The sequence below is a fragment of the Salinispora pacifica CNR114 genome (genome assembly GCF_000514775.1).
In the GTDB taxonomy this organism is placed as follows: domain Bacteria; phylum Actinomycetota; class Actinomycetes; order Mycobacteriales; family Micromonosporaceae; genus Micromonospora; species Micromonospora pacifica.
This window is the reverse complement of sequence record NZ_AZWO01000008.1, coordinates 59,677-82,628: the sequence shown is the minus strand read 5'-3', so window position 1 is coordinate 82,628 and position 22,952 is coordinate 59,677. Positions and strand designations below refer to the sequence as shown.

General features: G+C 71.2%; 21 protein-coding genes. 12 read left to right on the top strand and 9 right to left on the bottom strand.

Annotation, left to right across the window (positions count from 1 at the left end):
• Positions 1-15: 15 nt before the first annotated feature.
• The 3 genes from B118_RS0107040 to mca all read right to left on the bottom strand — a co-directional run bounded on the left by B118_RS0107040 (position 16) and on the right by mca (position 3,596).
• The gene (locus B118_RS0107040; protein WP_027645519.1) at positions 16-2,193 is read right to left on the bottom strand and encodes a putative bifunctional diguanylate cyclase/phosphodiesterase; all 2,178 of its coding nucleotides are present in this window, start codon (positions 2,191-2,193) and stop codon (positions 16-18) included.
• A gap of 185 nt (positions 2,194-2,378) precedes the next feature.
• Positions 2,379-2,669 carry a hypothetical protein gene (locus tag B118_RS0107035; RefSeq protein ID WP_018810768.1) on the bottom strand — a complete coding sequence of 97 codons (291 nt, stop codon included), beginning with the start codon at positions 2,667-2,669 and terminating at the stop codon, positions 2,379-2,381.
• 66 nt (positions 2,670-2,735) lie between these two features.
• The gene (gene mca, locus B118_RS0107030; RefSeq protein WP_018221065.1) at positions 2,736-3,596 is read right to left on the bottom strand and encodes a mycothiol conjugate amidase Mca; all 861 of its coding nucleotides are present in this window, start codon (positions 3,594-3,596) and stop codon (positions 2,736-2,738) included.
• Between the two features lie 294 nt (positions 3,597-3,890).
• Here mca and B118_RS28005 point away from each other — a divergent pair, with 294 nt between their 5' ends.
• Together B118_RS28005 and greA are read left to right on the top strand one after the other, a co-directional pair.
• Positions 3,891-4,325 carry a DUF4307 domain-containing protein gene (locus tag B118_RS28005; RefSeq protein ID WP_033660504.1) on the top strand — a complete coding sequence of 145 codons (435 nt, stop codon included), beginning with the start codon at positions 3,891-3,893 and terminating at the stop codon, positions 4,323-4,325.
• Positions 4,326-4,451: 126 nt separating this feature from the next.
• Positions 4,452-4,949: a transcription elongation factor GreA gene (greA, locus tag B118_RS0107020; RefSeq protein ID WP_018221067.1), complete on the top strand. Its 498-nt coding sequence runs from the start codon at positions 4,452-4,454 to the stop codon at positions 4,947-4,949.
• A 96-nt stretch (positions 4,950-5,045) separates the two neighbouring features.
• On the opposite strand, the gene ilvA is transcribed toward greA, so the two are convergent.
• The 3 genes from ilvA to B118_RS0107005 all read right to left on the bottom strand — a co-directional run bounded on the left by ilvA (position 5,046) and on the right by B118_RS0107005 (position 8,924).
• On the bottom strand, positions 5,046-6,266 hold the full coding sequence (gene ilvA, locus B118_RS0107015; protein WP_018810766.1) for a threonine ammonia-lyase: 1,221 nt from the start codon (positions 6,264-6,266) through the stop codon (positions 5,046-5,048).
• An 86-nt stretch (positions 6,267-6,352) separates the two neighbouring features.
• Positions 6,353-7,762: an amidase gene (locus tag B118_RS0107010; RefSeq protein ID WP_028188212.1), complete on the bottom strand. Its 1,410-nt coding sequence runs from the start codon at positions 7,760-7,762 to the stop codon at positions 6,353-6,355.
• A 19-nt stretch (positions 7,763-7,781) separates the two neighbouring features.
• Positions 7,782-8,924, bottom strand: a complete 1,143-nt coding sequence (locus B118_RS0107005; protein ID WP_018810764.1) for a cystathionine gamma-synthase — start codon at positions 8,922-8,924, stop codon at positions 7,782-7,784.
• Between the two features lie 57 nt (positions 8,925-8,981).
• Here B118_RS0107005 and B118_RS0107000 point away from each other — a divergent pair, with 57 nt between their 5' ends.
• From B118_RS0107000 to B118_RS0106990, 3 genes are all read left to right on the top strand, one after another.
• Positions 8,982-9,392: an HIT family protein gene (locus B118_RS0107000; RefSeq protein ID WP_018810763.1), complete on the top strand. Its 411-nt coding sequence runs from the start codon at positions 8,982-8,984 to the stop codon at positions 9,390-9,392.
• 95 nt (positions 9,393-9,487) lie between these two features.
• Entirely contained in the window at positions 9,488-10,156 is a 669-nt protein-coding gene (msrA, locus tag B118_RS0106995; protein ID WP_018221072.1) for a peptide-methionine (S)-S-oxide reductase MsrA, read from the top strand.
• Between the two features lie 194 nt (positions 10,157-10,350).
• On the top strand, positions 10,351-10,752 hold the full coding sequence (locus tag B118_RS0106990) for a VOC family protein (RefSeq protein WP_027645517.1): 402 nt from the start codon (positions 10,351-10,353) through the stop codon (positions 10,750-10,752).
• Positions 10,753-10,801: 49 nt separating this feature from the next.
• Here B118_RS0106990 and B118_RS0106985 read toward each other — a convergent pair whose 3' ends face one another.
• Entirely contained in the window at positions 10,802-11,920 is a 1,119-nt protein-coding gene (locus B118_RS0106985; protein WP_238323871.1) for an aminoglycoside phosphotransferase family protein, read from the bottom strand.
• Positions 11,921-12,367: 447 nt separating this feature from the next.
• Between B118_RS0106985 and B118_RS0106980 the strand changes: the two genes are divergently transcribed.
• The 5 genes from B118_RS0106980 to B118_RS0106960 all read left to right on the top strand — a co-directional run bounded on the left by B118_RS0106980 (position 12,368) and on the right by B118_RS0106960 (position 19,005).
• On the top strand, positions 12,368-14,152 hold the full coding sequence (locus B118_RS0106980; RefSeq protein ID WP_028192553.1) for an N-acetylglutaminylglutamine amidotransferase: 1,785 nt from the start codon (positions 12,368-12,370) through the stop codon (positions 14,150-14,152).
• 2 nt (positions 14,153-14,154) lie between these two features.
• Positions 14,155-16,002: an N-acetylglutaminylglutamine synthetase gene (gene ngg, locus B118_RS0106975; RefSeq protein ID WP_027647782.1), complete on the top strand. Its 1,848-nt coding sequence runs from the start codon at positions 14,155-14,157 to the stop codon at positions 16,000-16,002.
• A complete protein-coding gene (locus B118_RS0106970; protein WP_018221078.1) occupies positions 15,999-17,192 on the top strand; it encodes an osmoprotectant NAGGN system M42 family peptidase in 1,194 nt (397 codons plus the stop codon). The genes ngg and B118_RS0106970 overlap by 4 nt, the downstream gene beginning before the upstream one ends.
• 377 nt (positions 17,193-17,569) lie before the next feature.
• Positions 17,570-18,499, top strand: coding sequence for a ribonuclease Z (locus B118_RS0106965; RefSeq protein ID WP_028192552.1), 930 nt, complete (start codon positions 17,570-17,572; stop codon positions 18,497-18,499).
• A complete protein-coding gene (locus B118_RS0106960) occupies positions 18,496-19,005 on the top strand; it encodes a GNAT family N-acetyltransferase (RefSeq protein ID WP_028192551.1) in 510 nt (169 codons plus the stop codon). Before B118_RS0106965 ends, B118_RS0106960 begins: the two co-directional genes overlap by 4 nt.
• An 82-nt stretch (positions 19,006-19,087) precedes the next feature.
• On the opposite strand, the gene B118_RS0106955 is transcribed toward B118_RS0106960, so the two are convergent.
• A complete protein-coding gene (locus tag B118_RS0106955; RefSeq protein ID WP_018221081.1) occupies positions 19,088-20,458 on the bottom strand; it encodes a cystathionine beta-synthase in 1,371 nt (456 codons plus the stop codon).
• Between the two features lie 69 nt (positions 20,459-20,527).
• Positions 20,528-20,899: a DUF1232 domain-containing protein gene (locus B118_RS0106950; protein ID WP_018221082.1), complete on the bottom strand. Its 372-nt coding sequence runs from the start codon at positions 20,897-20,899 to the stop codon at positions 20,528-20,530.
• Between the two features lie 120 nt (positions 20,900-21,019).
• On the opposite strand from B118_RS0106950, the gene B118_RS0106945 reads away from it, so the two are divergent.
• The gene (locus tag B118_RS0106945) at positions 21,020-22,105 is read left to right on the top strand and encodes an SGNH/GDSL hydrolase family protein (protein ID WP_018221083.1); all 1,086 of its coding nucleotides are present in this window, start codon (positions 21,020-21,022) and stop codon (positions 22,103-22,105) included.
• Positions 22,102-22,914 (top strand): SGNH/GDSL hydrolase family protein, encoded by an 813-nt coding sequence (locus tag B118_RS0106940; RefSeq protein WP_018221084.1) that lies wholly within the window; start codon positions 22,102-22,104, stop codon positions 22,912-22,914. The genes B118_RS0106945 and B118_RS0106940 overlap by 4 nt, the downstream gene beginning before the upstream one ends.
• Positions 22,915-22,952: the final 38 nt, after the last annotated feature.

Sequence of the window (22,952 nt, the reverse complement as noted above, 5' to 3'; positions counted from 1 at the left end):
TATCGGCGCGGACGGTCAGGAGGCGCCGTCGGCCCGGAGGGGGACAACCCGGGAGCGCGCCCCGTTGACCAGACCACCGAGGACCGCACCGATCTTGTCGGCCGGCATGGGCTTGAAGAAGTGGTAGCCCTGGGCGGCCGTGCAGCCGAGTTCGGCCAGCGCGCTGCGCTGCTCGGCGGTCTCCACCCCCTCGGCGACGACCCGTAGCCCCAACTGCTGGCCAAGCCCCACCGTGGTGCGCACGATCGCCGCCGCCTCCGGCGAGTCGGCCATCCGGAGCACGAAGGAACGGTCCACCTTCAACTCGTCCACGGCGACCCGGGTGAGGAAGGTCAACGACGAGAACCCGGTGCCGAAGTCGTCTACGGCCAGCTGCACGCCCATCGTGCGCAGCGCGCCAAGCACCTCGTCGATCACCTCCAGCTCGCTCATCACCACCGTCTCGGTGATCTCCAGGACGAGGCGCCGCGCCGGCACCCGGTGGCGGCGCAGTGCGTCCGCGATCTCGGTCGGCAGCCGCCGGTCGAGCAGGCTGCGGGCGGAGAGGTTCACCGAGATCGGCAGGTCCAACCCGTCCCGGGCCCACTGCGCCGCCACGCCGAGCGCCTTGTCCAGCACGTACCGGGTGAAGGTGCCCAACTGCTCGCTGTTCTCCACCGGACGGATGAACTCGTGCGGGTTGAGCCAACCGCGTCGGGGGTGCCGCCAGCGGATCAGCGCCTCCACCCCGGTCGGTGCCCCGGTGGCCAGGTCCACCGCCGGTTGCAGGACCAGCACCAGTTGGTCGTCGGCGGCCAGCGCCTCGCGCAGCTCGGCCAGGAGCGCGAGCCGGTCGGTGCTGGTGGCGTCCCGCGCGGAGTCGTACGCGGCGACGCAGCCACTGCCCTCCTTCGCCTGGTACATCGCGATGTCCGCCCGGCGCAGCAGCTCCGCCATGTCGGCGGTGCCGGCGCTGGCGACCACCACTCCGACGGCGGCCTCCACGGACATTCGGACCCCCGCCACCTCGGTGGGGGCGGCGAGCCGTTCGGTGATCTCCCGGGCCTGGCGCAGCGTGTACGCCATCGGGGCGGCGCTGTCACCGAGCACCGGCACCGAGGTCAACAGGAGGGCGAACTCGTCGCCGCCGAGCCGGCCCAGCAGGTCCCCGCCGCGGGCCAGCCCGCCCAGCCGGTCGGCGGTCAGCCGGAGTAGCTGGTCACCGGCCGCGTGCCCGAGCGTGTCGTTGACCTCCTTGAACCGGTTGATGTCCAGCAGCAGCAACGCCACCGGCCGGTCCCGGGCCAGTTGCCGCAGCACCTGGTCTCCCCTGCTGAGCATGGCCGTCCGGTTGGTCAGGCCGGTCAGCGCGTCACTCACCACCGCCGTTGCGACGCCCCGCTCGTCGCGGTGATCGAGCGCGGCGGTCGCCTCGGCGAAGGCCCGCCAGGCACGTCGATCGCGATCGACGCGGAGCCGGTGGCGGTAGGCCTGCTGGAGCAGCCAGAGCGGCAGCGGGAGGATCAACAACCAACGTGGGTCGACCTCGATGAGGGCGACCACGACCAGGCCCACCACCACGTTCCCGACGAACATCAGCAGTTTGCCGCGGAGCACCTCCCGCAGCAGGACACCCGTTGGGACGCCGTGGTGCAGGCTGAGGGTGACCGCACCCAGCCCGACACTGACGAGTAGATAGGTAACCGCACCGGCGAGCATCGCGAGCACCAGCGGTGGGGTCGGTGTCGCCAGCAGCGGCTGCCCCAGCAGGGTGGTGACGAACCCGGCCAACGCCGTCGCCACGGTCAGCGACGATGCGACCCGGGCGATCTCCAACGGCCGCCGGCGGGTGCCGAGTAACGACATCCCCGACCAGGCCAGACCGGCGCCGAGCAGGGTGGCCGCCGGAATCCAGCCGGCGGGCACCTGGTGGAGACAGATGACGAGCGCGGCCTCGCCCCAGGTGAGGCTGACCGCTCCCGCCGCAGCCCGGAACTGGAGTTGGGCGAGCTGCGCGAATGCGAACACGGTGACCGCGAGCCCGAAGCGTGCGAGGCCGCCGAGCGGGTCGTCGCTGGGCAGACCGCTCGGCGCGATGACCGCCGCCACGGCTGCCACCAAGGCCGTCACCAGCACTGCCGCCGTGAGCACGCGAGCCCGCTGCGACCGGTCGGAGGGACCTGCCCGGGACTGGCCGGGCAGCGCGGAGGTCACCACCCCGCTCCGGCCCCGAGCTCTCCGACAGTACGACGGGCAGCCTCAGCTGCGCTGATCATCGGCGCCCCCTCCTGCCCAGGCCGACGAAACTTCCGTCCCCGGCGGGAAGGCTAGGCCAATACCGGTTACCGCAACAGGGGGCTAGGGTGCCGATAGTCGTGAATCATGCGACCAGGGCCGGTTCAGGGCTGCTGGGACCCGGTGCCGGAATTCGGTGATGAATCCCGCACCGGGGCGCCGTCGGTCACCGCACTGACTGTCGCAGCTGCCGGATCAGCACCGGACGGGGTGGAGTCGGAGGCGGGCGGGAACTGGTTGGGCAGTCGGCGCAGTCGAGCGTTCATGTTGCGGATCAGCAAAACGGTGGCGGTCGCCAGCACGAGGATCAGGAACAGGCCCATCGGGCCGGCCAGCCCGCCCGTGCGGGTGTTCCCGAAGTTGTTTTGGGCGAGCACCTCAGCGGCGGTCAGCATGGCGTCCTCCGTTGCGCGAGTGGTGACCAGCCTAGCCCGCCCCCGGGGCAGGGCCGATGGACCCCCTCATCGGGGTGCGCCGGGCTCAGCAATGCCAGCGAACAGGTCCGACTCGGGCAGGGGGCTGTCGACCAGGGACCGGACGAGTTGGAAGTCCTCCGTGGGCCAGGCGCGCTGTTGCACCTCCATCGGCACCTGGAACCAGAATCCGTCCGGGTCGATCTGGGTCGCGTGGGCGCGCAACGCGTCGTCGCGGACCGGGAAGTACTCGGCGCATCCCACCCGGGTGGTGATTCTGGAGCCCTTGTCTGTCCGGTCCTCCCAACGCGTGAGCCACTCCTCGTACGGCGACTCGAAGCCGGCGGCGAGCAGCGCCTCGTGGAGCACCAGGATCCTGTCCTTGGAGAAAACGATGTCGTAGTAGAGCTTGAGCGGCTGCCAGGGCTCGCCGAGATCGGGGTAACGCTCGGCGGCGCCGGCGGCGTCGAAGGCCGCAACGGTGATCTTGTGAGTCATGATGTGGTCGGGGTGGGGGTAGCCGCCGTCCTCGTCGTAGGTGGTGACGACGTGCGGACGGAACTCACGCATCAGGCGCACCAGCGGGCCGGCGGCCTCGGCCACGTCCTGTAGGGCGAAGCAGCCCTCCGGCAACGGTGGCAGCGGGTCCCCCTCCGGCAGCCCCGAGTCGACGAAGCCAAGCCAGGCCTGCTCGATACCGAGGATGGCCCGCGCGGCGTCCATCTCGGCACGGCGGATGTCGGCGATGTTGGCCCAGACGTCGGGCCGGTCCATCTTGGGATTGAGCACGCTCCCCCGCTCGCCGCCGGTGCACGTCACGACCAGGACGTCCACCCCCTCGGCCACGTACTTCGCGGTGGTCGCGGCGCCCTTGCTCGACTCGTCGTCCGGGTGTGCGTGGACGGCCATGAGTCGCAGTCGCTCTGCCAAGGTCGGTGCTCCTCATCTCTGCCCCGGCGGTCCTACCCAGGCCGCCCGGCTACGGCACATCCCCCGCCGTCGTGCCGCCCACCGGGCACACCCGCACCCCTGGGCACTCCACCGGCGCTGACCTACGATGCTTACGGCGCTGCTGGAGCTCCCACGATGCCTGACGTGGCCACGGTGCGTGACGTGCCCGGACGGCTGGGAGAATGAACCTGCCACTCTTACCAAACCATTCTTGCTGATGGCCCCGACAACGATGCCAGGAGATGCCCGCCGGTGAGCGAGATGCACGCCACACATTTAACCGGCGCGCCGGTGTTCCCACCCGGCCGGTACGGCCGGCGGCGGGAGCGCCGTCGGCGCCGTCCAGTGCTGACCGCGCTGGTGGGGCTCGCCCTGGTGGCGGCCCTCGGCACGATCGTGGTTCGGCTCTACCAGCAGTACGGCGGGCTGGAGTACGACGCAACCGTGATCACCTATACCGAGATCACCGACTCCCAGGTGCTGATCGACTTCCGGGTCACCGTACCCCCGGGCGGGTCGGCGGTCTGTGTGTTGCGGGCCCGGGACCGGGACGGCGCCCAGGTGGCCCGGGAGCAGGTCACGGTGACCGCCCAGCCCGACGAGCGGGAGGTACGCGCACAGCATCGTCTGGTGACCGAGGGACGCCCTTTCATCGGCGAGGTACTTCGCTGTCGTCGCCCGGCCTGACCTGCTCCGACGGCCGTGGCGGGGCGGCGTGCGAAGGGCTGGACGTTGATCGTCGGGCCGACGACGTCGGCGGGCACTGGTAACTTGGAATTTCACCTGTCGCCAGCACGACTGAGGAGATCGCCTGTGTCCACTGGCAACGAGGCGCCCGCCACCTGGCTGTCCCAGGAGGCGCACGACCGCCTCCAGGCGGAGCTCGACGCGTTGATCGCCAATCGGCCGGTCATCGCCGCCGAGATCAACGCCCGGCGTGAGGAGGGTGACCTGCGGGAGAACGGCGGCTACCACGCCGCCCGCGAGGAACAGGGCAAGGCCGAGGGACGGATCGTCTACCTGAAGGAGCTACTCCGCACCGCTCAGGTGGGTGAGGCACCGACTGCCGACACGGTCGCGCCGGGCATGGTAGTAACGATCTACTTCGATGACGACAAGGATGACACCGAGCGTTTCCTGCTCGGTTCCCGTGAGATCTCGTCGACCACCGACCTGACGGTCTACAGCCCCGAGTCCGCCATCGGGCAGGCGATCCTGGGCTGCCGCCCGGGCCAGACCTGCACCTACACCGCGCCCAGCGGCGCCGATATCAAGGTGACCGTGGTCGCCTTCGAGCCCTTCGCCGGCTGAGGGCAGCGCTGACCCCACCCGTCCCGACGTGCCGGTGGCCCGGGGCCACCGGCACGTCGGGACTGCGGGCTCCGTCGGAGCTCGGGCTGGGCGGCCTCACGCCTCGCCGGCGAAAACCACTTGGTAGCCACTCGCCCGCAGCACGCTAATCAGCGTGTCCGAGTGTTCGGTGCCGCGGGTCTCCACCGACAACGCCACCTCGACCTCGCCGAGCCGCAGGTGCGGATTGGCCCGCTGGTGCTCGACGTCCACGACGTTCGCCCGCTGCTCGGCGATCTCACTGAGCAACAGGGCGAGCTGGCCCGGCCGATCGGAGCAGCGGACGGTGACCCGCAGGTAGCGCCCGGCCGCCGCGAGCCCATGCTCGATCACGCGCAGCATCAGTAGCGGATCGATGTTGCCACCGGAGAGCACCGTGACCACCGGCGCCTCGACGTCAACCACGCCGGCCAGCAGCGCCGCCGCCCCCACCGCACCGGCCGGCTCGACCACCTGCTTGCCCCGCTCCAACAACATCAGCAGCGCCCGGGAGATGTCCTCCTCGCGCACGGTCACGACCTCGTCGACCAACGCGCGGACGTGCTGGAAGGTCAGCTCACCGGGGCGGCCGACGGCGATTCCGTCCGCGATCGTGCCGAACGACGGCAGCCGCACCGGCTCACCCGCGGCCAGCGAGGGCGGGAAGGCGGCGGCGCTCGCCGCCTGCACCCCGACGACCCGCACGTCCGGACGCAGCGCCCTAACCGCGACGCCGATGCCGGAGACCAGTCCACCGCCCCCCACCCCGGTGACGATCGTGCGGACCTCCGGGCACTGTTCGAGGATCTCCAGCGCCACCGTGCCCTGCCCCGCGATCACATCGCGGTGGTCGAACGGGTGGATCAGCGTTGCCCCGGTGCGCTCGGCGTAGGTCTGCGCGGCCACCAGCGTCTCGTCAACCGTGTTACCGACGAGTTCGACCTGCGCGCCGTACCCCTTGGTGGCCTCCACCTTCGGCAACGGTGCGTTCACCGGCATGAACACGGTGGCGTGCGTGCCGACCAGGCCGGCAGCGAGCGCCACACCCTGGGCGTGGTTGCCGGCGCTGGCCGCGACCACACCGTTGGCGCGCTCCGCCGCCGACAGCCGGGAGATCCGCACAAAAGCCCCTCGCACCTTGTACGAACCAGCTCGCTGGAGGTGCTCGCACTTGAGCCACACCGGCCCGCCGAGCGCCGCGCTGAGGGGACGGGACGGCTCCAACGGGGTGGTACGAACGACACCGGCAAGTAGCTCCCGCGCGGCCCGTACGTCGTCCAGGCTGACCAATTTCGTCATGCCCTGATCGTGCCACCCGCCCCGACCAGCGCCGGGCCTGGCCACCGCCCCCGCTTCCCGCTGTCGTGGTCCGGTGCCGGGACGCCTCACCCGGAAGCCGGCGAGGGCATCCCGCCTTGTGGGTAGCCATCGGCGTGTCGGGCCCAGGGGGCCTGCATCTCGAACTGGCCGGCCACACTGAGCAACAGGAGCTCGGACCCGGGCGGACCGACCAGTTGGACCGCCACCGGCAGCCCATCCGGGCGACGACCCACCGGCACCACCAGCGCGGGTAGTCCGGCGAGATTCCACGGTGCGGTGTACGGGGCGTAACGAAGGTTGGCCAGGACGTTCGCCCGCCAGGAGCGAGCCGACCAGCTGTTCGCCGCCGGGGGGATGCCCGCCAGGGCCGGGGTGAGCAGCAGGTCGATCGAGTGGTCGGTGAAGAGTCCGATCGAGCGCTCCCGCCAGTCCGCCCGGTCGGCCGGGCGTACGTACCCCCGGCGCTGCACCCACTCTCCGAGCCGGACGTGCTGGCGGCTGCGCTTCTGCAGATTCCGCCGGTCCAGGCCGGCGGCCTGGACATCCGCGGCAGCCGCGGCGAACCAGGTGGCGAGGCCCTGTAGGCCGAGTGTCGTCGAGTAGCTCGGGTCGGCCGGCACGGTGTCGTGCCCGGCGGCGGCGAGCAGTCGGCCGGCGGCAGCGACCGCGTCCCGGTTCGACGCATCCGGCGAAATGCCCCGCACCGGGGAGCGCAGGGATACGCCGACCCGGAGCCGGGCCGGCGGGACAAGCTTCTCCTGCCGCCGGCCGGCGAGCGTCTGAAAGCCGACCGCCGCGTCGGCGACGGTGGTGGTCAGCATCCCGTGCTCGGTGAGGCCGAACCAGTCGTCCGCGCCGAGTTGGCAGGGCACCACCCCACGCCCGGGCTTGAGGCCGACCAGACCGCAGCAAGCCGCCGGAATCCGGATCGACCCGAGCCCGTCGTTGCCGTGGGCGATCGGCACCAGCCCCGCGGCCACCGCCGCGGCCGACCCCCCGGACGAGCCGCCGGGGGTTCGGCCACGGTCCCACGGGTTTCGGGTCACCGCGGTCAAGTCGTCGGTCACCCCCCACAGGCCCAGCTCCGGCATCCGGGTGACGCCGAGAATCACCGCGCCCGCACCGCGCAGCCGCCGGACCACCTCGTGGTCGGCCTCCGCCACCGGGGTCCGGGCCGCGGCCGAACCGTTCCAGGTGGGCAGGCCGGCCACGGCGGTGTTCTCCTTGACCGCCACCGGCACCCCGGCCAGCGGAAGGTCAGCCAGGTCCTCCAGCTCGTCGACCTTCTCCGCCTCGGTGACCGCCGCACCGGCCCGTACCTGCCGGAACGCGGCCAGGTCGGGGTCGACCCGGGCGAGGTGGTCGAGATGGTCGGCGACGACCTGGGTGGCGGAGATGTCACCGCGGCGCACGCCGCGGGCGATCTGCTTGGCAGTCGCCCCCACCCAGGTCGGCACGATGTCCTGCACGGCCACCCTCCCCCAGCCCCTGTGATCAGCCCAGCGCCTGCTCCAGATCAGCCAGCAGGTCGTCTACCGTCTCAATGCCGACAGACAGTCGCACGAGATCGCCGGGAACTTCAAGCGGCGAGCCGGCCGCACCGGCGTGGGTCATCCGACCCGGATGCTCGATCAGGGACTCCACCCCGCCGAGCGACTCGGCGAGCACGAACAGCTTCGCCCGGTTACAGATCTGTACGGCCTGCTCCTCGCCGCCGACCGCACGGAAGGAGACCATCCCGCCGAAGCGTCGCATCTGCTTCACGGCCACCTCGTACCCGGGGTGGGTGGGCAGGCCGGGGTAGCTGACCGAGGCGACCGACGGGTGCCCGTCCAAGAAGGTGGCGATCCGCTCGGCGTTGTCGCAGTGGCGATCCATTCGTACGCCGAGGGTCTTGATCCCGCGCAGGGTGAGCCAGGCGTCGAACGGCCCGTTGATCGCACCCATCGCATTCTGGTGATAACCCAGCTCGGCACCGAGCTCGGGGTCGGCGACGACCAGTGCCCCACCGACCACGTCGGAGTGTCCACCGATGTACTTGGTGGTCGAGTGCACGACGACGTCGGCACCGAACGTGATCGGCTGCTGCAGGTACGGGGAGGCGAAGGTGTTGTCCACCACGAGCAACGCCCCCGCCTCGTGGGCGATCGCCGCGAGGGCGGCGATGTCGGCGATGCCGAGCAACGGGTTGGTGGGGGTCTCCACCCAGACGATCTTCGTCTGGCCCGGCCGGATCGCGGCCCGCACCGCGTCGGGGTCGGAGACCCGGGCCGGGGTGTAGGACAGGCCCCAGCGCTCGGTGACCCGAGCGAAGAGCCGGTAGGTGCCGCCGTAGGCGTCGTCCGGGATGACCACGTGGTCGCCGGGGGTGCAGACCGCCCGCAGCAGCGTGTCCTCGGCGGCGAGGCCACTGGCGAAGGCGAGACCGACGGCGCCGCCTTCCAGCGCGGCCAGGCACTCCTGCAGCGCGTCCCGGGTCGGGTTGCCGGAGCGGCTGTACTCGTAGCCCTGGCGCGGCGCCCCGACGGCGTCCTGCGCGTACGTGCTGGTCTGGTAAATCGGGGGGATCACCGCACCGGTGCGGGCCTCCGGGGCCTGACCGGCGTGGATGGCGAGCGTCTCGAAGCCGTTACTCATGACCGGAACGTTAGTCGGGCCCGGTCTGGGCTACCCTGCCGAGGGATGAGCGGATGCGTGTTCTGCGGAATCGTGGCGGGCGAGGTGCCGGCGTTCCGGGTTGTGGACGAGCCCGGCGGGGTGGCCTTCCTGGACACCCGGCCGGTGTTCCCGGGCCACCTGCTCGTGGTGCCGCGTCCCCACCTGGTCACGCTGGCGGACCTGCCGGCTCAGGCGCTGCCGGGTTACTTCGCGTTGGTCCGCCGACTCGCCGTCGCGGTTGAGGCCGGGTTGGGCGCGGGCGGCACGTTCGTGGCGATGAACAACAAGGTGTCGCAATCGGTTCCGCACCTGCACACCCATGTGGTGCCGCGGACGAGGGGCGACGGGCTGCGCGGCTTCTTCTGGCCCCGCACCCGCTACCGGGACGACGCCGAGGCGGCCGACCACGCCGACCGGATCCGCGCGGCGCTGCCGGATTCCGCCTGAGGGCCACCGTCGCGGGGTAAGGCAGCCGTCGGCACGGGTAAGGAAACCGGGCCGGCCGGCGTTGCAGCCGGGGAAGGTATGAGAGGAGTTCCATCGTGTTCCTGCGCCGTACGAAAGCCCAGCTGATCACCGCGGAGGAGGCCCTGCCCGGCCGCCCGGTCGCAACGCCGGTCACCGACCCGCACGAGGTGTTGGGCACCCCGCTGACCGGCCCGTTCCCTGAGGGAACCGAGGTCGCCGTCTTCGGGATGGGTTGTTTCTGGGGCGCCGAGCGGCTGTTCTGGACGCTGCCCGGCGTGCTCACCACCTCGGTGGGCTACGCGGGCGGCCACACGCCGAACCCGTCGTACGACGAGGTCTGCTCCGGCCGGACCGGGCACGCCGAGGTCGTCCAGGTCAACTACGACCCGACGAAGATCACATACGAGGACCTGTTGAAGGTCTTCTGGGAGAACCACGACCCGACCCAGGGCATGCGGCAGGGCAACGACATGGGCACCCAGTACCGGTCGGCGATCTACCCGACCACCGACCAGCAGCTGACCACCGCGCTGGCGTCCCGCGACGCGTTCGCACCGGTCGTGGCCCGCGCCGGCAAGGGCGAGATCACCACCGAGATCAGCCCCCTCGGCGACTACTACCTAGCCGAGGGATACCACCAGCAGTACCTCGCTCCGACCAAGAATCCCGGCGGCTACTGCAACCACGGCCCCAATGGGCTCAGCTTCTGCGCCCCTTCCGAGCAACCGGCAAACCGAGACTGACCAGGTAAGCACGCAGGCGGGGCCGCGGCGGACGCCCGGCCCCGCCTGCGTTCCACCTGTGCGTTCCTGAGGTTGCCCAACTCCGCGGCAACGGCATGAACGGTCTGGCGAGAGCGCCGTGGTGACCGAACCCGGGCAGCGCGAACGGCGGCCGGCGGATACGTTAAGGCGCGTTGTCACGACGAGTGGGGGGTATGTCGGTGAGCGACCAGCGGCAGCAGGGCTACCGGTTGAACGGGCTACACCACACGCAGTTGGCCATCCCGCCGGAGTCGGAGCCGACCGTGCGAGAGTTCTACGGCGGTGTGCTGGGCATGGCCGAGCTAGCCAAGCCGCCAGTCCTCGCCACCCGCGGTGGTTGCTGGTTCCGCTCCGGCGGGCTCGAGATCCACCTCGGCGTGCAGTTGGATTTCCGGCCGGCCCGCAAGGCGCACCCGGGAATCCTGGTGAATGACATCGACGCCTTGGCCAAGCGCCTCGGCGAGCATGGGATCGAGGTCGACTGGGACGACAACTTCCCCGGGCACCGTCGGTTCTACGCCCACGACCCACTGGGCAACCGGCTCGAGTTCCTGGAGCCGGAGCAGCCCGCCTAGCCTGGAACCGGCGCGGCGACCGCGGCCACCAGGTCCCCGTGGTACCGGCCTAGCGTGATCCGGAGACGCGTGCCCAGTCGGCGATGAGCGTGACCAGGCCCGCTACCCGCTTGACCACCAGTTCGGCGGACTCGTCCTGGCTGTAGTTCGACGACCCGACGTCGTTGCTGACCGCCCGGCCGAGCACGGCGGGACCAAACCAGCTGAACTTCGCGGCGCCACACGCGCCGACCGCGACGCGGACCGCGTCCTCGGAGCCGGACCAGCCACCGTCCCGTAAGCCCTTGAGGTAGCCGTCGACACAGCCCTCCGCGATCTCCGGTAGCAGGTCCGGATCCATCAGGCCGTCGGTGAAGCTGTCCAGGATGAGGTTGGAGATGTCCTCGCCGACCGCTCCCTCTCCGGCGAACGCCCAGTCGAGCAGCACCGACCTGCCGCCCACATCGATGAGGTTGGCGGGCCAGACATCGAGGTGGCACAACGTACGCTCGACGCCCTGTGCGACCGCGAGCGTCTGGTTGCGCTCGGCCCACAGCCGACGCAGGCGCTGCCGCACCGGGTCGGGCCAGAACGCGACGTCCGGATGACCCCAATCGGAGTCCTCGATGTTCACCGACAGCGGCGGCCCATCGGCGAGGTACTGCCGCAGCCAACCGCGCGAGAGCCAGGGCAGGTCCGGCACCCGCCCGGTCCACCGCGCCTGGCCCGTGCCGAGTTCGTAGGCGAACCGGGCGATACGGCTGGGCGACCATTCGAAACCACCGATGCCGGGGACGTAGTCCAGCCAGAGTTCGACCATGCCGTCGGCGCGTACGTTGGTCTCCAGCATTTCCGGCCCGCTGACGCCGGCCTCGGCGTAGACAGTCGAGGTCAGGCCTTCCGCATAGGCCAACGACTCCCGCCGCCAGTAGTTCCAGTGCGTCGGCTCGGTGGAGGTTGGCCAGAAGCCGGTGTAGCCGGGCGCACCCGGCCGGTAGATCTTCAACACGGCTTGACCGGCCGCCCCCCGCACCCGCCAGATCCCGTAGGTCGCGGCGTTTCCCTTGTTGTGCCGCAGCTCCTCGACCTCCAGGACCGGCAGACCGACCCGGCCGGGAACGTGCTGGACAGCGAGCGAATCTCCCGCGTCGATGTTCAACCTTCGCCCGGAATGTGCGGTATGGCCCATCGACAGCCCCGTCAGTCGGATCGCGACGGGCCACGGCGGCGGCTCCCTGCCGAGCGGCGAAGGATGTCCACCGAGCCCGATGTCCGTCGCGGATCCTAAACCTCGCTGTCGCCTCGGCCGGATACCAACAGACACGGCGCAAGGCTCGCCCCGATATGACCCATTTATTCGATTTGACCCATTCCTGCCGCCAGCCGAGGGCGGGGCCGATGGATCACTCGCGCCGGCGACCCGCCCGCCACATCGGATTCCATAAATGGGTCAATCATCACATCGCGTGACGGCGATAGATCCTCGCAGAGTGACCACGCGTGACACGAACCGCCACCCTCAACCCCATGAACCGTCACTCTGCGCAATGGAGGACAGGAATTCTAGCAACCCTTTTACACGACCGTCATAGTCTCAACAGGCTAATCGCAATATCCTCTGGCAGCATGGGCTGACATGTGCGGACTTGCGGGAGAGTTTCGCCGTGATGGTTCCCGGGCCGACGTGGCCACGGTGGAGCGCATGGCGGCCACGATGAGTGACCGAGGGCCGGACGACAGCGGGGTGTGGGCACAGGGAGCGATCGCCCTGGGGCACCGCCGCCTAAAGATCATCGACCTCTCGGCCGCCAGCGGCCAGCCCGTCGTGGACGCCGCCGCCGGCCTGACCGGCGTCTTCAACGGCTGCGTCTACAACTACCGGGAATTGCGGACGGAACTGCAGGCCAAGGGGCACCACTTCTTCTCCTCCGGAGACAGCGAGGTGGTGGTCAAGGCGTACGCCGAATGGGGCCTCGACTTCGTTGACCACCTCGTCGGCATGTTCGCCGTGGCGATCACCGAGCGGGACACCGGCCGACTCGTGCTGGCCCGGGACCGGCTCGGCATCAAGCCGCTCTACCTGGCCGAGTCGCCGGGCGTGGTCCGCTTCGCCAGCACCCTGCCGGCGCTGCTGGCCGGTGGCGGCGTCAACACCGAGATCGACCCGGTCGCGCTCGCGCACTACCTGAGCTTCCACAGCATCGTGCCGCCCCCGCGCACCATCCTGCGCGGAGTGGCCAAGCTTCCCCCGGCCACCATCCGGGTCTACGAGCCGGACGGCCGCAGCCACGAGCGGGTCTACTGGAATCCGTCCTTCACCCGGCACCCCGAACGCGCCGGCTGGTCGGCGGAGGACTGGCAGGACGCCCTGCTGGGCTCCCTCACCACCGCCGTGCGGCGACGAATGGTCGCCGACGTACCGGTCGGCGTGCTGCTCTCCGGCGGCCTGGACTCAAGCCTGGTGGTGGCCCTGCTCGCCGGGGAGGGCCAGCGCGGCCTCTCCACCTTCTCCATCGGCTTCGACTCGGTCGGGGGCCGGGAGGGCGACGAATTCCGCTACTCGGACCTGGTGGCGAAGACCTTCGACAGTGACCACCACCAGATCCGCGTCCCGTCGCAGGACCTGGTGCCGCCGCTGGAGGCGGCCGTCGCCGCGATGAGCGAGCCGATGGTCAGCCATGACTGCGTCGCGTTCTACCTGCTCAGCCAGGAGGTGGCCCGACACGTCAAGGTCGTCCAGTCCGGTCAGGGCGCGGACGAGATCCTGGGCGGCTACCACTGGTACCCGCCGCTGGCGCAGGTCGCGCGGGAGGAGGCGCTCGGGACGTACGCCCGTGCGTTCTTCGACCGGGACGCGGCCGGGCTGGCCCGCGTCCTCAACCCGGCCTGGCTGGCCGACGGGGACCCGGCACGCGAGTTCGTCGCCGCCCACCTGGCCCAGGCCGGGGCGCAGACCGCGGTCGACGCCGGCCTGCGGATCGACACGCAGATCATGCTGACCGACGACCCGGTGAAGCGGGTCGACAACATGACCATGGCACACGGGCTGGAGGCCCGGGTCCCGTTCCTCGACCACGAGTTCGTGGAGCTCGCCGCGACCTGCCCGCCGGAGCTGAAGCTGGCCCAGGGCGGCAAGGGCGTGCTCAAGGAGATCGGCCGACGGGTCCTGCCGCACGAGGTCATCGACCGGCCGAAGGGCTACTTCCCGGTTCCGGGCCTCACCCACCTGGAGGGCAAGCTCCTCGACCGGGTCCGCGACGCACTCTCGGCGCCGGAGGCTCGTCGTCGAGGGCTGTACCGCACCGACTACGTCAACGCGCTGCTCGACGACCCGAACGCCGAACTGACCCCGTTGAACGGAAACAAGCTGTGGCAACTCGGACTCCTGGAAATGTGGCTCCAGAACCACGGAATCGGTTGACCATGTCGGGGAGCCTCGCGACCGGGGTAGCACTGGCAGATCAGGTACGGGGCCGGAGCCGTCGGTTCGAGCGGGTCGGCCCCGGCGGCGACCCGGTGGCCGCCGCGGCCACCTCCGCCAGCCCGGCCGTCGTACCCACGGCGGAACACGTCGCCGACGCGCCCGCCGCGGGCGTCGTGCTCGACTGCGGCTGGGGCCGGTTGGTGTTCGGCCAGACCTACGCCGACCAGGCCGACGTCGCCGACGTGCTGCGCTCGGAGGCGGCCGGCGCCCGGGACATCTGCATCTACCTCGACGATCCGCACGTACTCGTCTCCCGGCTGCCGGACGAGCTGTTCATCGACCCGTCGCTGACCTTCCGGCTGCCGTTGCACGGCGAGGGGCTCGCTGCCCCGGAAATCCCCGGCCTGCGGATCCGGCCGCTGCGGGACGCGCAGGACGCCGAGGACGTCAATCGGATCTACGCGGCCAACAGCATGGTGACCGCGCCGGTGGAGGTACTCGTCGCCAACGCCGCCACCGACAGTTTCCTGCACCTGGTCGCCGAGAACGCGACCGGCGAGATCGTCGGCACCATAACCGGGGTGGACCACGTCGCCGTCTTCGACGACCCGGACGGCGGTTCCAGCCTCTGGTGCCTGACCGTGGACTTCAACGCCGCACCGCCCGGCACCGGCCAGGCGCTCATCACCGAGCTGGCGGCCCGGTTGGTCAACCGGGGACGGGCGTACGTGGACCTCTCGGTGCTCGCCGAGAACGAGGGCGCGATCCGGCTCTATGAGCGGCTCGGTTTCTACCGCGTCACCGCACTCTGCGTGAAGCGGAAGAACCCGATCAACGAGCGGCTCTTCCTCCCCGCCATGCCGGAGGGGTACGACGAGCTCAACCCGTACGCGCAGATCGTCGCGGACGAGGCGATGCGCCGGGGCATCCGGGTGGAGGTGACCGACCCGACCTGGGGTGAGCTGCGGCTGACCAGCGGCGGCCGGACGATCCTCACCCGCGAGTCGCTCTCCGAGCTGACCTCGGCGGTGGCGATGAGCCGCTGTGACGACAAGCGGGTCACCCGGCGGATCCTCGCCCAGGCCGGGCTCTCCGTGCCGCGGGGCCGGACGGCCACCGGTGACGGGGCCGACACCGCGTTCCTGGCCGAGGTCGGCGAGTTGGTCGTCAAGCCGGCCCGGGGCGAGCAGGGCAAGGGGATCACCGTCGGCGTACGCACCGCCGAGGCCCTGCAGACGGCCATCGAGCTGGCCACCCGATACTGCCCGGAGGTGCTGCTCGAGGAGTTGCGCGCCGGTGAGGATCTGCGCGTCATCATGATCGATCATGAGGTGGTGGCGGCCGCGCTGCGTCGACCAGCATCGATCATCGGCGACGGGGCGCACGACATCACGGAGCTGATCAAGCGGCAGAGCCGGCGTCGGGCCGCCGCGACCGGCGGCGAGTCCCGCATCCCACTGGACGAGATGACCCGCGAGGTGGTCGCCGAAGCCGGATACGCCCTGGCCGACATCCTGCCGGAGGGCGAACTGCTGGTCGTCCGCCGGACCGCCAACCTGCACACCGGTGGCACGATCCACGATGTCACCGCGGAGCTGCATCCAGAGATCGCCGAGGCGTGTGTGGCCGCGAGTAGGGCACTTGACATCCCGGTGACCGGGCTGGACCTGTTGGTGCCCGCCGCGGAGCATCCCGAGCACGTCTTCATCGAGGCGAACGAGCGACCCGGCCTGGCCAACCACGAGCCGCAGCCGACCGCCGAACGCTTCGTCGATCTACTCTTCCCCGGGACCCGGGCACCGCAACGCCTCTGGTCCCCGGCGGGTGCGGCAAGCTCTGGAGTATGACCCCGAGCCAGCCCGTACCCCTCCCACTCGACCTCGACTACCTACGCCACGTCCTGGTGGAGCTACTGGAGATCCCGAGCCCGGCCGGCCGTACCGACCACGTACAGCAGTACGTGGGCGAGCGGTTGGCGGCGCTCGGGATCCCGTCCACGCTGACCCGACGCGGCGCGCTCAGCGCCGAGCTGCCGGGCCCCCGCACAACCGGGGCCGACCGGGCGATCGTGGTGCACACCGATGTCATCGGCGGGATGGTGAAGCGGCTCAAGGAGAACGGGCGGCTGGAGCTCCAGCCGATCGGGACGCACAGCGCACGTTTCGCCGAGGGCGCCCACGTACGGGTCTTCACCGATCACCTGGATCGGGTGGTCACCGGCCAGGTGCTGCCGTTGAAGGCCAGTGGGCACCGATACAACGACGCGGTGGACTCCCAGGGCATCGGCTGGGAGCTGGTCGAGGTCCGGGTGGACGAGCCGGTGTACGACACCGCCGGCCTCCGCGCGTTGGGGATCGACGTGGGCGACTTCGTGGCGCTCCTACCCAACCCACAGGTCACCCCCGCCGGGTACGTGAAGTCCCGTCACCTGGACGACAAGGCGGGCGTGGCCGCGGTGCTGACCGCGTGCAAGGCGTTGGTTGACGCCGGGGTCACCCCGGCGGTCAGCGCACACCTGTTGATCACTGTCACCGAGGAGATCGGCCACGGCGCCTCCCACGGGCTGGATCCGGATGTGGCTGAGATCGTCTCGGTGGACGCGGCCGTCGTCGCCCCCGGACAGCAGTCCCGGGAGGACGCGGCCACCCTGGCGATGGGGGACGGGGTGGGCCCGTTCGACTACCACCTGACCCGCAACCTGGCGGCGATCGCCCGCGCCAACGACGTCGACCTGGTCCGGGACGTCTTCGACAACTACCGTTCGGATGTCGCGGCGGCGGTCGAGGCCGGTGCGCACGCCCGGGTGGCGCTGCTCGGATTCGGGGTGGACGCCACTCACGGCCACGAGCGCACCCATCTGGACGGGCTGCGCCACCTGACCCAGCTGCTCTGCCTCTACCTCCAGAGCGACCTGGTCTTCCCGGAGTGGGATGCGGAGCCCGCGGGTGAGCTCGCGAAGTTCCCGTCGCTGGCCGTGCAGCCCGCGCAGGAGGACGGGCCGCGCGAGGGCCCGATCGGCCTGCACGGCCTCACCTGAGGGATGCCCACGCCGCGACCAGCGCCCGGGCGGCCGTCGCGAAGCTGATTCGCCTCCCGCCCGGGCTTGTGATCGAAATCCGTTGCCGGGGGCACAGCGCTGTGGATAGCGTGACGGTACACGGGAAAGGAGGTGGTCCAGACTTGTATAGCAATCGGACTCGTGAGGTGGCTGCCCGCTAGCCGCTGTCCTCGACAGTCGTCCACCCGGCTGGGTGGGCAGTAAAGATCGTCGAGACCGTGTGGCAGCGGTGCGGCGAATCCATGACAGCCACCCGACCCCCGGGGTGCCGGCCCAGTCCAGCCGGCCCGCGTGTCAACGCGGAAGCCCCGGGGGTCGTTCTTTCCCCAGCAGCGCCAGGGCGACAGGAGGGCGGCATGTCGATGCGGGAACTGGTGGTACTCGGGACTGCCAGCCAGACGCCGACCCGCACCCGAAACCACAACGGGTACGTCCTGCGCTGGGACGACGAGGTGATCCTCTTCGATCCGGGGGAAGGCAGCCAGCGGCAGCTGCTGTACAGCACGGTGACCGCCACCGACCTGACCCGGATCTGTGTCACACACTTCCACGGCGACCACTGTCTCGGGCTCCCCGGCACCATTCAGCGGCTCTCCCTGGACCGGGTGCCGCACCCGGTCACGGTGCACTTTCCGGCCGGCGGTGCCGAGTACTTTGCCCGGCTGCGGCACGCGTCGAGTTTCTACGAGACCGCCGAGCTGGCCGTCGTACCGATCGCCACGGACGGGCAGCAGATCGCGATCCGCGGCGGCGTGCTGGAGGCCCGCCGGCTCCGGCACCCGGTCGAGACGTACGGGTATCGGCTGGTCGAGCCGGACGGGCACCGGATGCTGCCGGAGCGGCTCGCGGCCCACGGCATCGCCGGCCCGGCCATCGGCGAGCTGCTCCGCGTCGGCCACCTCGACGTGGCGGGACGGCGGGTCACCCGGGAGCAGATGAGCACGCCGCGGCCGGGCCAGCGGTTCGCGTTCGTGATGGACACCGGCCTCTGCGACGCGGTGTACGCCCTCGCCGACAACGCCGACCTCCTGGTCATCGAGGCCACCTTCCTGGCCTCGGAGGCCGCGCTCGCCGCCGAGGTTGGGCACCTGACCGCAGGGCAGGCGGCGCAGGTCGCCACCGAGTGCGGGGTACGCCGCCTCGTGCTCACCCACTTCTCCCAGCGCTACCCGGACCTGGACCGCTTCGCCGCCGAGGCCCGGGAGCACTTCACGGGTGATCTGGTGGTCGCCGAGGACCTGACGACCGTGCCGGTGCCACCCCGGCGGGTACCCTCGGCCAGGTGACCGTCACGCTCCGTCCCGGGACGGTGGACGACCTGATCGCGGTTGGGGCGCTGCACCACCGTTCCCGAGTCGCCGCCTACGCCCCCCTCCTGACCACCGCGCAGCTGACCGAGCCGACCCCGGCGGCGCTCGGACAGTACTGGCGAGAACGCTGGAGTCACGAGCGCGCCGACCACGTGTTGACCGTGGCGGAACGGGGTGACCACCTGGTCGGCTTCAGCTACCTCGGCCCGGACGACCAGGGTGACCCCGCCACCGGGCTGCTCCACGCGGTCTACCTGGAGCCGGCAGAGCGGGGCCGCGGGCTGGGCCGGATGCTGATGGCCGACGCCCTGGCCGAGATGCGCTCCCGTGGCTGGCGGGTCGCAGCCCTCTGGGTGTTACGGCAGAACGGACCGGCCCGCCGCTTCTACGAGCGGGGCGGGTGGCGGCCAACCGGCGTCACCCAGGAAGAACTGATCGGCTCGACCCCCGCCGTGCTGCTCCGCTACCGGCGGGAGTTGTAGCTCCGATGGGCGAGGTACCCGGCAGGGCCCCGGCCCACGCCCAGGTCGGCGAGGGCCCCGCGGGGGGTTGATCCAGCGTCCGTCAGCGGGAACCGAGGTGGGCGAGCAGGTCCTGCCGGGTGAGAACCCCCTTCGGTTTGCCGTCGATCAGCACCAGAGCGGCGTCGGACTTCTCCAGCAAAGTCACCGCCTCGCTGACCGGCTGCCCGCCACCGATCATCGGCAGGGGCGCGGCCATGTGCCGCTCGATGGTGTCGTGCAGCTGCGCCTGGCCGGTGAAGAGCGCGTCGAGCAGGTCCCGCTCCGCGATCGACCCAGCCACCTCGCCGGTCACCACCGGCGGTTCAGCCTTCAGCACCGGCAGCTGGGAGACGCCGTACTCGCGCAGGTAGTCGATCGCGTCCCGAACCGTCTCGGTCGGGTGCACGTGCACCAGCTCCGGCAACCCACCCGGCTTGCCGGCGAGGGTCTCGGCGATGGTCGGCTCGTTGCCGGAGTTGTCCAGGAAGCCGTACCGGGCCATCCACGAGTCGTTGAAGATCTTGGACAGGTAGCCGCGCCCCCCGTCCGGCAGCAGCACCACGACCACGTCGTCCGGACCGGCTGCACGGGCCACCTCCAGCCCCGCGACGACCGCCATCCCGCAGGAGCCACCGACCAGCAGCCCCTCGGTCCGGGCCAGCCGGCGGGTCATCTCGAACGACGCCTTGTCGGAGACCTCAACGATCTCGTCGGCGATCTCCCGGTCGTAGGTCTCCGGCCAGAAGTCCTCACCGACCCCCTCGACCAGGTACGGCCGCCCGGTGCCACCGGAGTAGACCGACCCCTCCGGGTCGGCGCCGATCACCTTGACCCGCCCCGCCGACGCCTCCTTCAGGTAGCGCCCGATACCGGAGATCGTGCCACCGGTGCCGACCCCCGCGACGAAGTGGGTGATCCGACCCTCGGTCTGCGCCCACAGCTCCGGACCGGTGGTCTCGTAGTGGGAGCGGGGGTTCGCCGGGTGGGCGTACTGGTTGGGCTTCCAGGCGCCGGGGATCTCCTGGGCGAGGCGATCGGAGACGTTGTAGTAGGAGCGGGGATCCGCGGGCGCGACCGCGGTCGGGCAGACGACCACCTCAGCGCCGTAGGCGCGCAGCACGTCCTGCTTGTCCTGGCTGACCTTGTCCGGGCAGACGAACACGCACCGGTAGCCCTTCAGCTGGGCCACCAGCGCCAACCCGACCCCGGTGTTGCCACTGGTCGGTTCGACGATCGTGCCGCCCGGTCGGAGAATCCCCGCCTGCTCGGCGTCCTCCACCATGCGCAGGGCGATCCGATCCTTGACCGACCCGCCGGGGTTCAGGTACTCCACCTTCACCAGGACGGTGGCCTGGATGCCCTCAGTCACGTTGCGCAGGCGTACCAGCGGGGTGTTGCCGATCAACTCGACGACGTTGTCGTAGTACTGCACCTGGTTGTGCCCTTCTCCTCCGGTGCCGCCGGGTGGGCGGCCGGGCAGACGAATACGGATGTCGCGCGCTCAGCCTACGTCCCGTCCGCCCGCCACCTCGCCCGGGACGGCCGAAGCCTGGCGCGCCTCCCACTCCAGGAACCGCTCGGTCTCGGCGAGTACGCTACCGGCTAGCCAGGTGACCATGACCGCGTCGTCGGCCAGCCCGAGCAGCGCCAGCCCAAGCTCCGGCAGCAGGTCGACCGGCGAGACGATGTAGGCGGCGGCGGCGGTCATCAGCGCCAGCCGGAAGCCCCCGTCATACCGTCCCCGGACGGTCGCCAGAAACATCCGGGGCAGCGCCGCCACCCGCGCCCCGAGCCCCGGCCCGCCTCGTACGCCGACCACGAGCGCCCGGGCCAACGCGAGGAACGCCGCCCGCCGGTGCAGTGTCTTCCCCATCTGCTCACTCCTTCCCTACGCCAGCGTGCCGCCCCGGCACAAGCCGGGCCGGACCGGTTCCGGCAACGGGAGCCGTCTCGGGCGACGGTGTCCGGTGGCGGGTTCGCGTAATGTCGGTGCATGGGGGTCGCTGATTCCGTTGTCCCGGCCGGTCCACGCTGGCAGGTCGCCTGGCGCGTCACCCGGCTGGTGGGGCTGGGCGCGGTCGCCACGGCCGCCGCCGCGGCGACCGCCGGTGGTGTCCTGATCGGCCAGGCTCGGCAGGCGCGACGAAGCATCCCCCCGGCCGAGGCGCCGCCACCGCGCTGCGATGGAGTCTACGGGGCGAAGCTGCCCGGACCACCGGTCACCATGGTCGTACTGGGCGACTCCTGCGCTGCCGGCTACGGCGTGTACCGCCGCCGCGAAACCCCGGGGGCGCTGCTCGCCACCGGGGTTTCCCGCCGGCTACACCGGCCGGTCCGGCTACACCGATTCGCCGTGGTGGGAGCGCACTCCGCCGTACTGCGCCACCAGGTCGAGGCGGCGCTCGAAGCCCGACCCGATGTCGCCGTCATCCTGATCGGCGGTAACGACGTCACCAACCGCACCCCGCCCGCCGTGGCCGTGCGTTACCTGATCGAGGCGGTGACCACGCTTCGTGCCGCTGGCTGCGCGGTGGTCGTCGGCACCTGCCCGGACATGGGGGCGATCCGCCCCATCCAGCCGCCACTGCGCTGGCTGGCCCGCCGCTGGAGTCGCCAGCTCGCCGCCGCCCAGACGGTGGCCGTGGTCGAGGCCGGCGGCGCGACGGTCTCCCTCGGCGACCTGCTCGGTCCCCGGTTCACGGCCGAGCCGGCCCGGTTGTTCGCCTGGGACCGGTTCCACCCGTCGGCGGAGGGCTACGCGATGGCTGCCGCCGCGCTGCTGCCGACCGTCCTCTCCGCTCTCGGGGCAGGGCCGGAGCGGGGGGCTGCGCCATCGCGGGTCCGCGGCGTACGGTCGCTGCCGGAGGCCGCCCAGGAGGCGGCGCGGCACGCGGGGACCGAGGTCAGCGGCGCCCAGGTTCGGGGCCACGATCGCGGTCCGGCGGGTCGGTGGGCGCAGCTGCGCCGACGGGCCTTCTTCGGTGCCGTGACCCAATCCGACCCGGCCGTGGACTCGCCCCACGATGGAGGGGATGGCATGCAGGAGCGGAATACTGAGCGGGGGGCGGTAGCACCGTGACTGACCGCTTCCGCCCCGGCTTCTCCCGCCGGCTCGGGCGGACCACGGCCGGCTGCTTCGCCGCCGCGGCAGTGGGGGGTGCCGCTCTCCTGGCTGGACAGGCCTTCGCCGCCCGCCATCGGCGTTATGCCCAGCCCGAGCTGGGGCTGGCCCTGCGGGCCACGGTCGGCCAGGCCGACGCTCCCCCGCTGCGGCTCGTGCTGCTCGGGGACTCGTCCGCACTCGGGGTCGGCGTGAGCCGGCTGGCGGATACCGTCGGTGGGCAGCTCGCCCACCTGCTCGCCGAGGGGCCGGCCGGGCAGCTGGTCCACCTCTCCAGCGTGGGCGTCTCCGGCTCCCGCTCCACCGACCTGGCCACCCAGGTCGCTCGGGCACTGCTCGGCGAACGACCCGACGTGGCGGTGATCCTGATCGGCGCAAACGACGCCACCTCCCTGCGTCGGTCGACCGTCGCCGCGGCCTGCCTCGGGGCCACGGTGCACCGGCTCCGTGAGGCGCGGGTGGAGGTCGTGGTCGGGACCTGCCCCGACCTCGGGGCGGTACGCGCGATCGCGCCCCCGCTACGGCACCTGGTCAGCTGGTCCGGTCGGCGGACGGCGCGTGCCCAGACCCTCGCGGTACTCACCGCCGGTGGGACGGTGGTGGATCTCGCCACTGAGGCCGGTCCGGTCTTCCGGGCCGACGCCGGCACGTTCTGCCACGACGGCTTCCACCCGTCTGCCGACGGGTACCGGGTGTGGGCGCACGCTCTCTTTCCGGCGGTTGCCGCTGCCGCAACGATGGCGGCTCGGCACGGCCCGCCGCGGTGACATTTCCCGGGTCTGGCACGACTTCCGCCCGATGTTAC

Excerpts from the sequence above, each read along its gene's own strand:
- ngg (WP_027647782.1), top strand. The coding sequence starts at position 14,155 with ATGTCGGGGAGCCTCGCGACCGGGGTAGCACTGGCAGATCAGGTACGG.
- B118_RS0106965 (WP_028192552.1), top strand. The coding sequence starts at position 17,570 with ATGTCGATGCGGGAACTGGTGGTACTCGGGACTGCCAGCCAGACGCCG.
- ilvA (WP_018810766.1), bottom strand. The coding sequence starts at position 6,266 with ATGACGAAATTGGTCAGCCTGGACGACGTACGGGCCGCGCGGGAGCTA.
- B118_RS0106990 (WP_027645517.1), top strand. The coding sequence starts at position 10,351 with ATGTCGGTGAGCGACCAGCGGCAGCAGGGCTACCGGTTGAACGGGCTA.
- B118_RS0106985 (WP_238323871.1), bottom strand. The coding sequence starts at position 11,920 with ATGGGCCATACCGCACATTCCGGGCGAAGGTTGAACATCGACGCGGGA.
- mca (WP_018221065.1), bottom strand. The coding sequence starts at position 3,596 with ATGGCCGTCCACGCACACCCGGACGACGAGTCGAGCAAGGGCGCCGCG.
- B118_RS0106945 (WP_018221083.1), top strand. The coding sequence starts at position 21,020 with ATGGGGGTCGCTGATTCCGTTGTCCCGGCCGGTCCACGCTGGCAGGTC.
- B118_RS0106980 (WP_028192553.1), top strand. The coding sequence starts at position 12,368 with ATGTGCGGACTTGCGGGAGAGTTTCGCCGTGATGGTTCCCGGGCCGAC.
- B118_RS0106970 (WP_018221078.1), top strand. The coding sequence starts at position 15,999 with ATGACCCCGAGCCAGCCCGTACCCCTCCCACTCGACCTCGACTACCTA.
- B118_RS0107035 (WP_018810768.1), bottom strand. The coding sequence starts at position 2,669 with ATGCTGACCGCCGCTGAGGTGCTCGCCCAAAACAACTTCGGGAACACC.
- B118_RS0106950 (WP_018221082.1), bottom strand. The coding sequence starts at position 20,899 with ATGGGGAAGACACTGCACCGGCGGGCGGCGTTCCTCGCGTTGGCCCGG.
- B118_RS0107005 (WP_018810764.1), bottom strand. The coding sequence starts at position 8,924 with ATGAGTAACGGCTTCGAGACGCTCGCCATCCACGCCGGTCAGGCCCCG.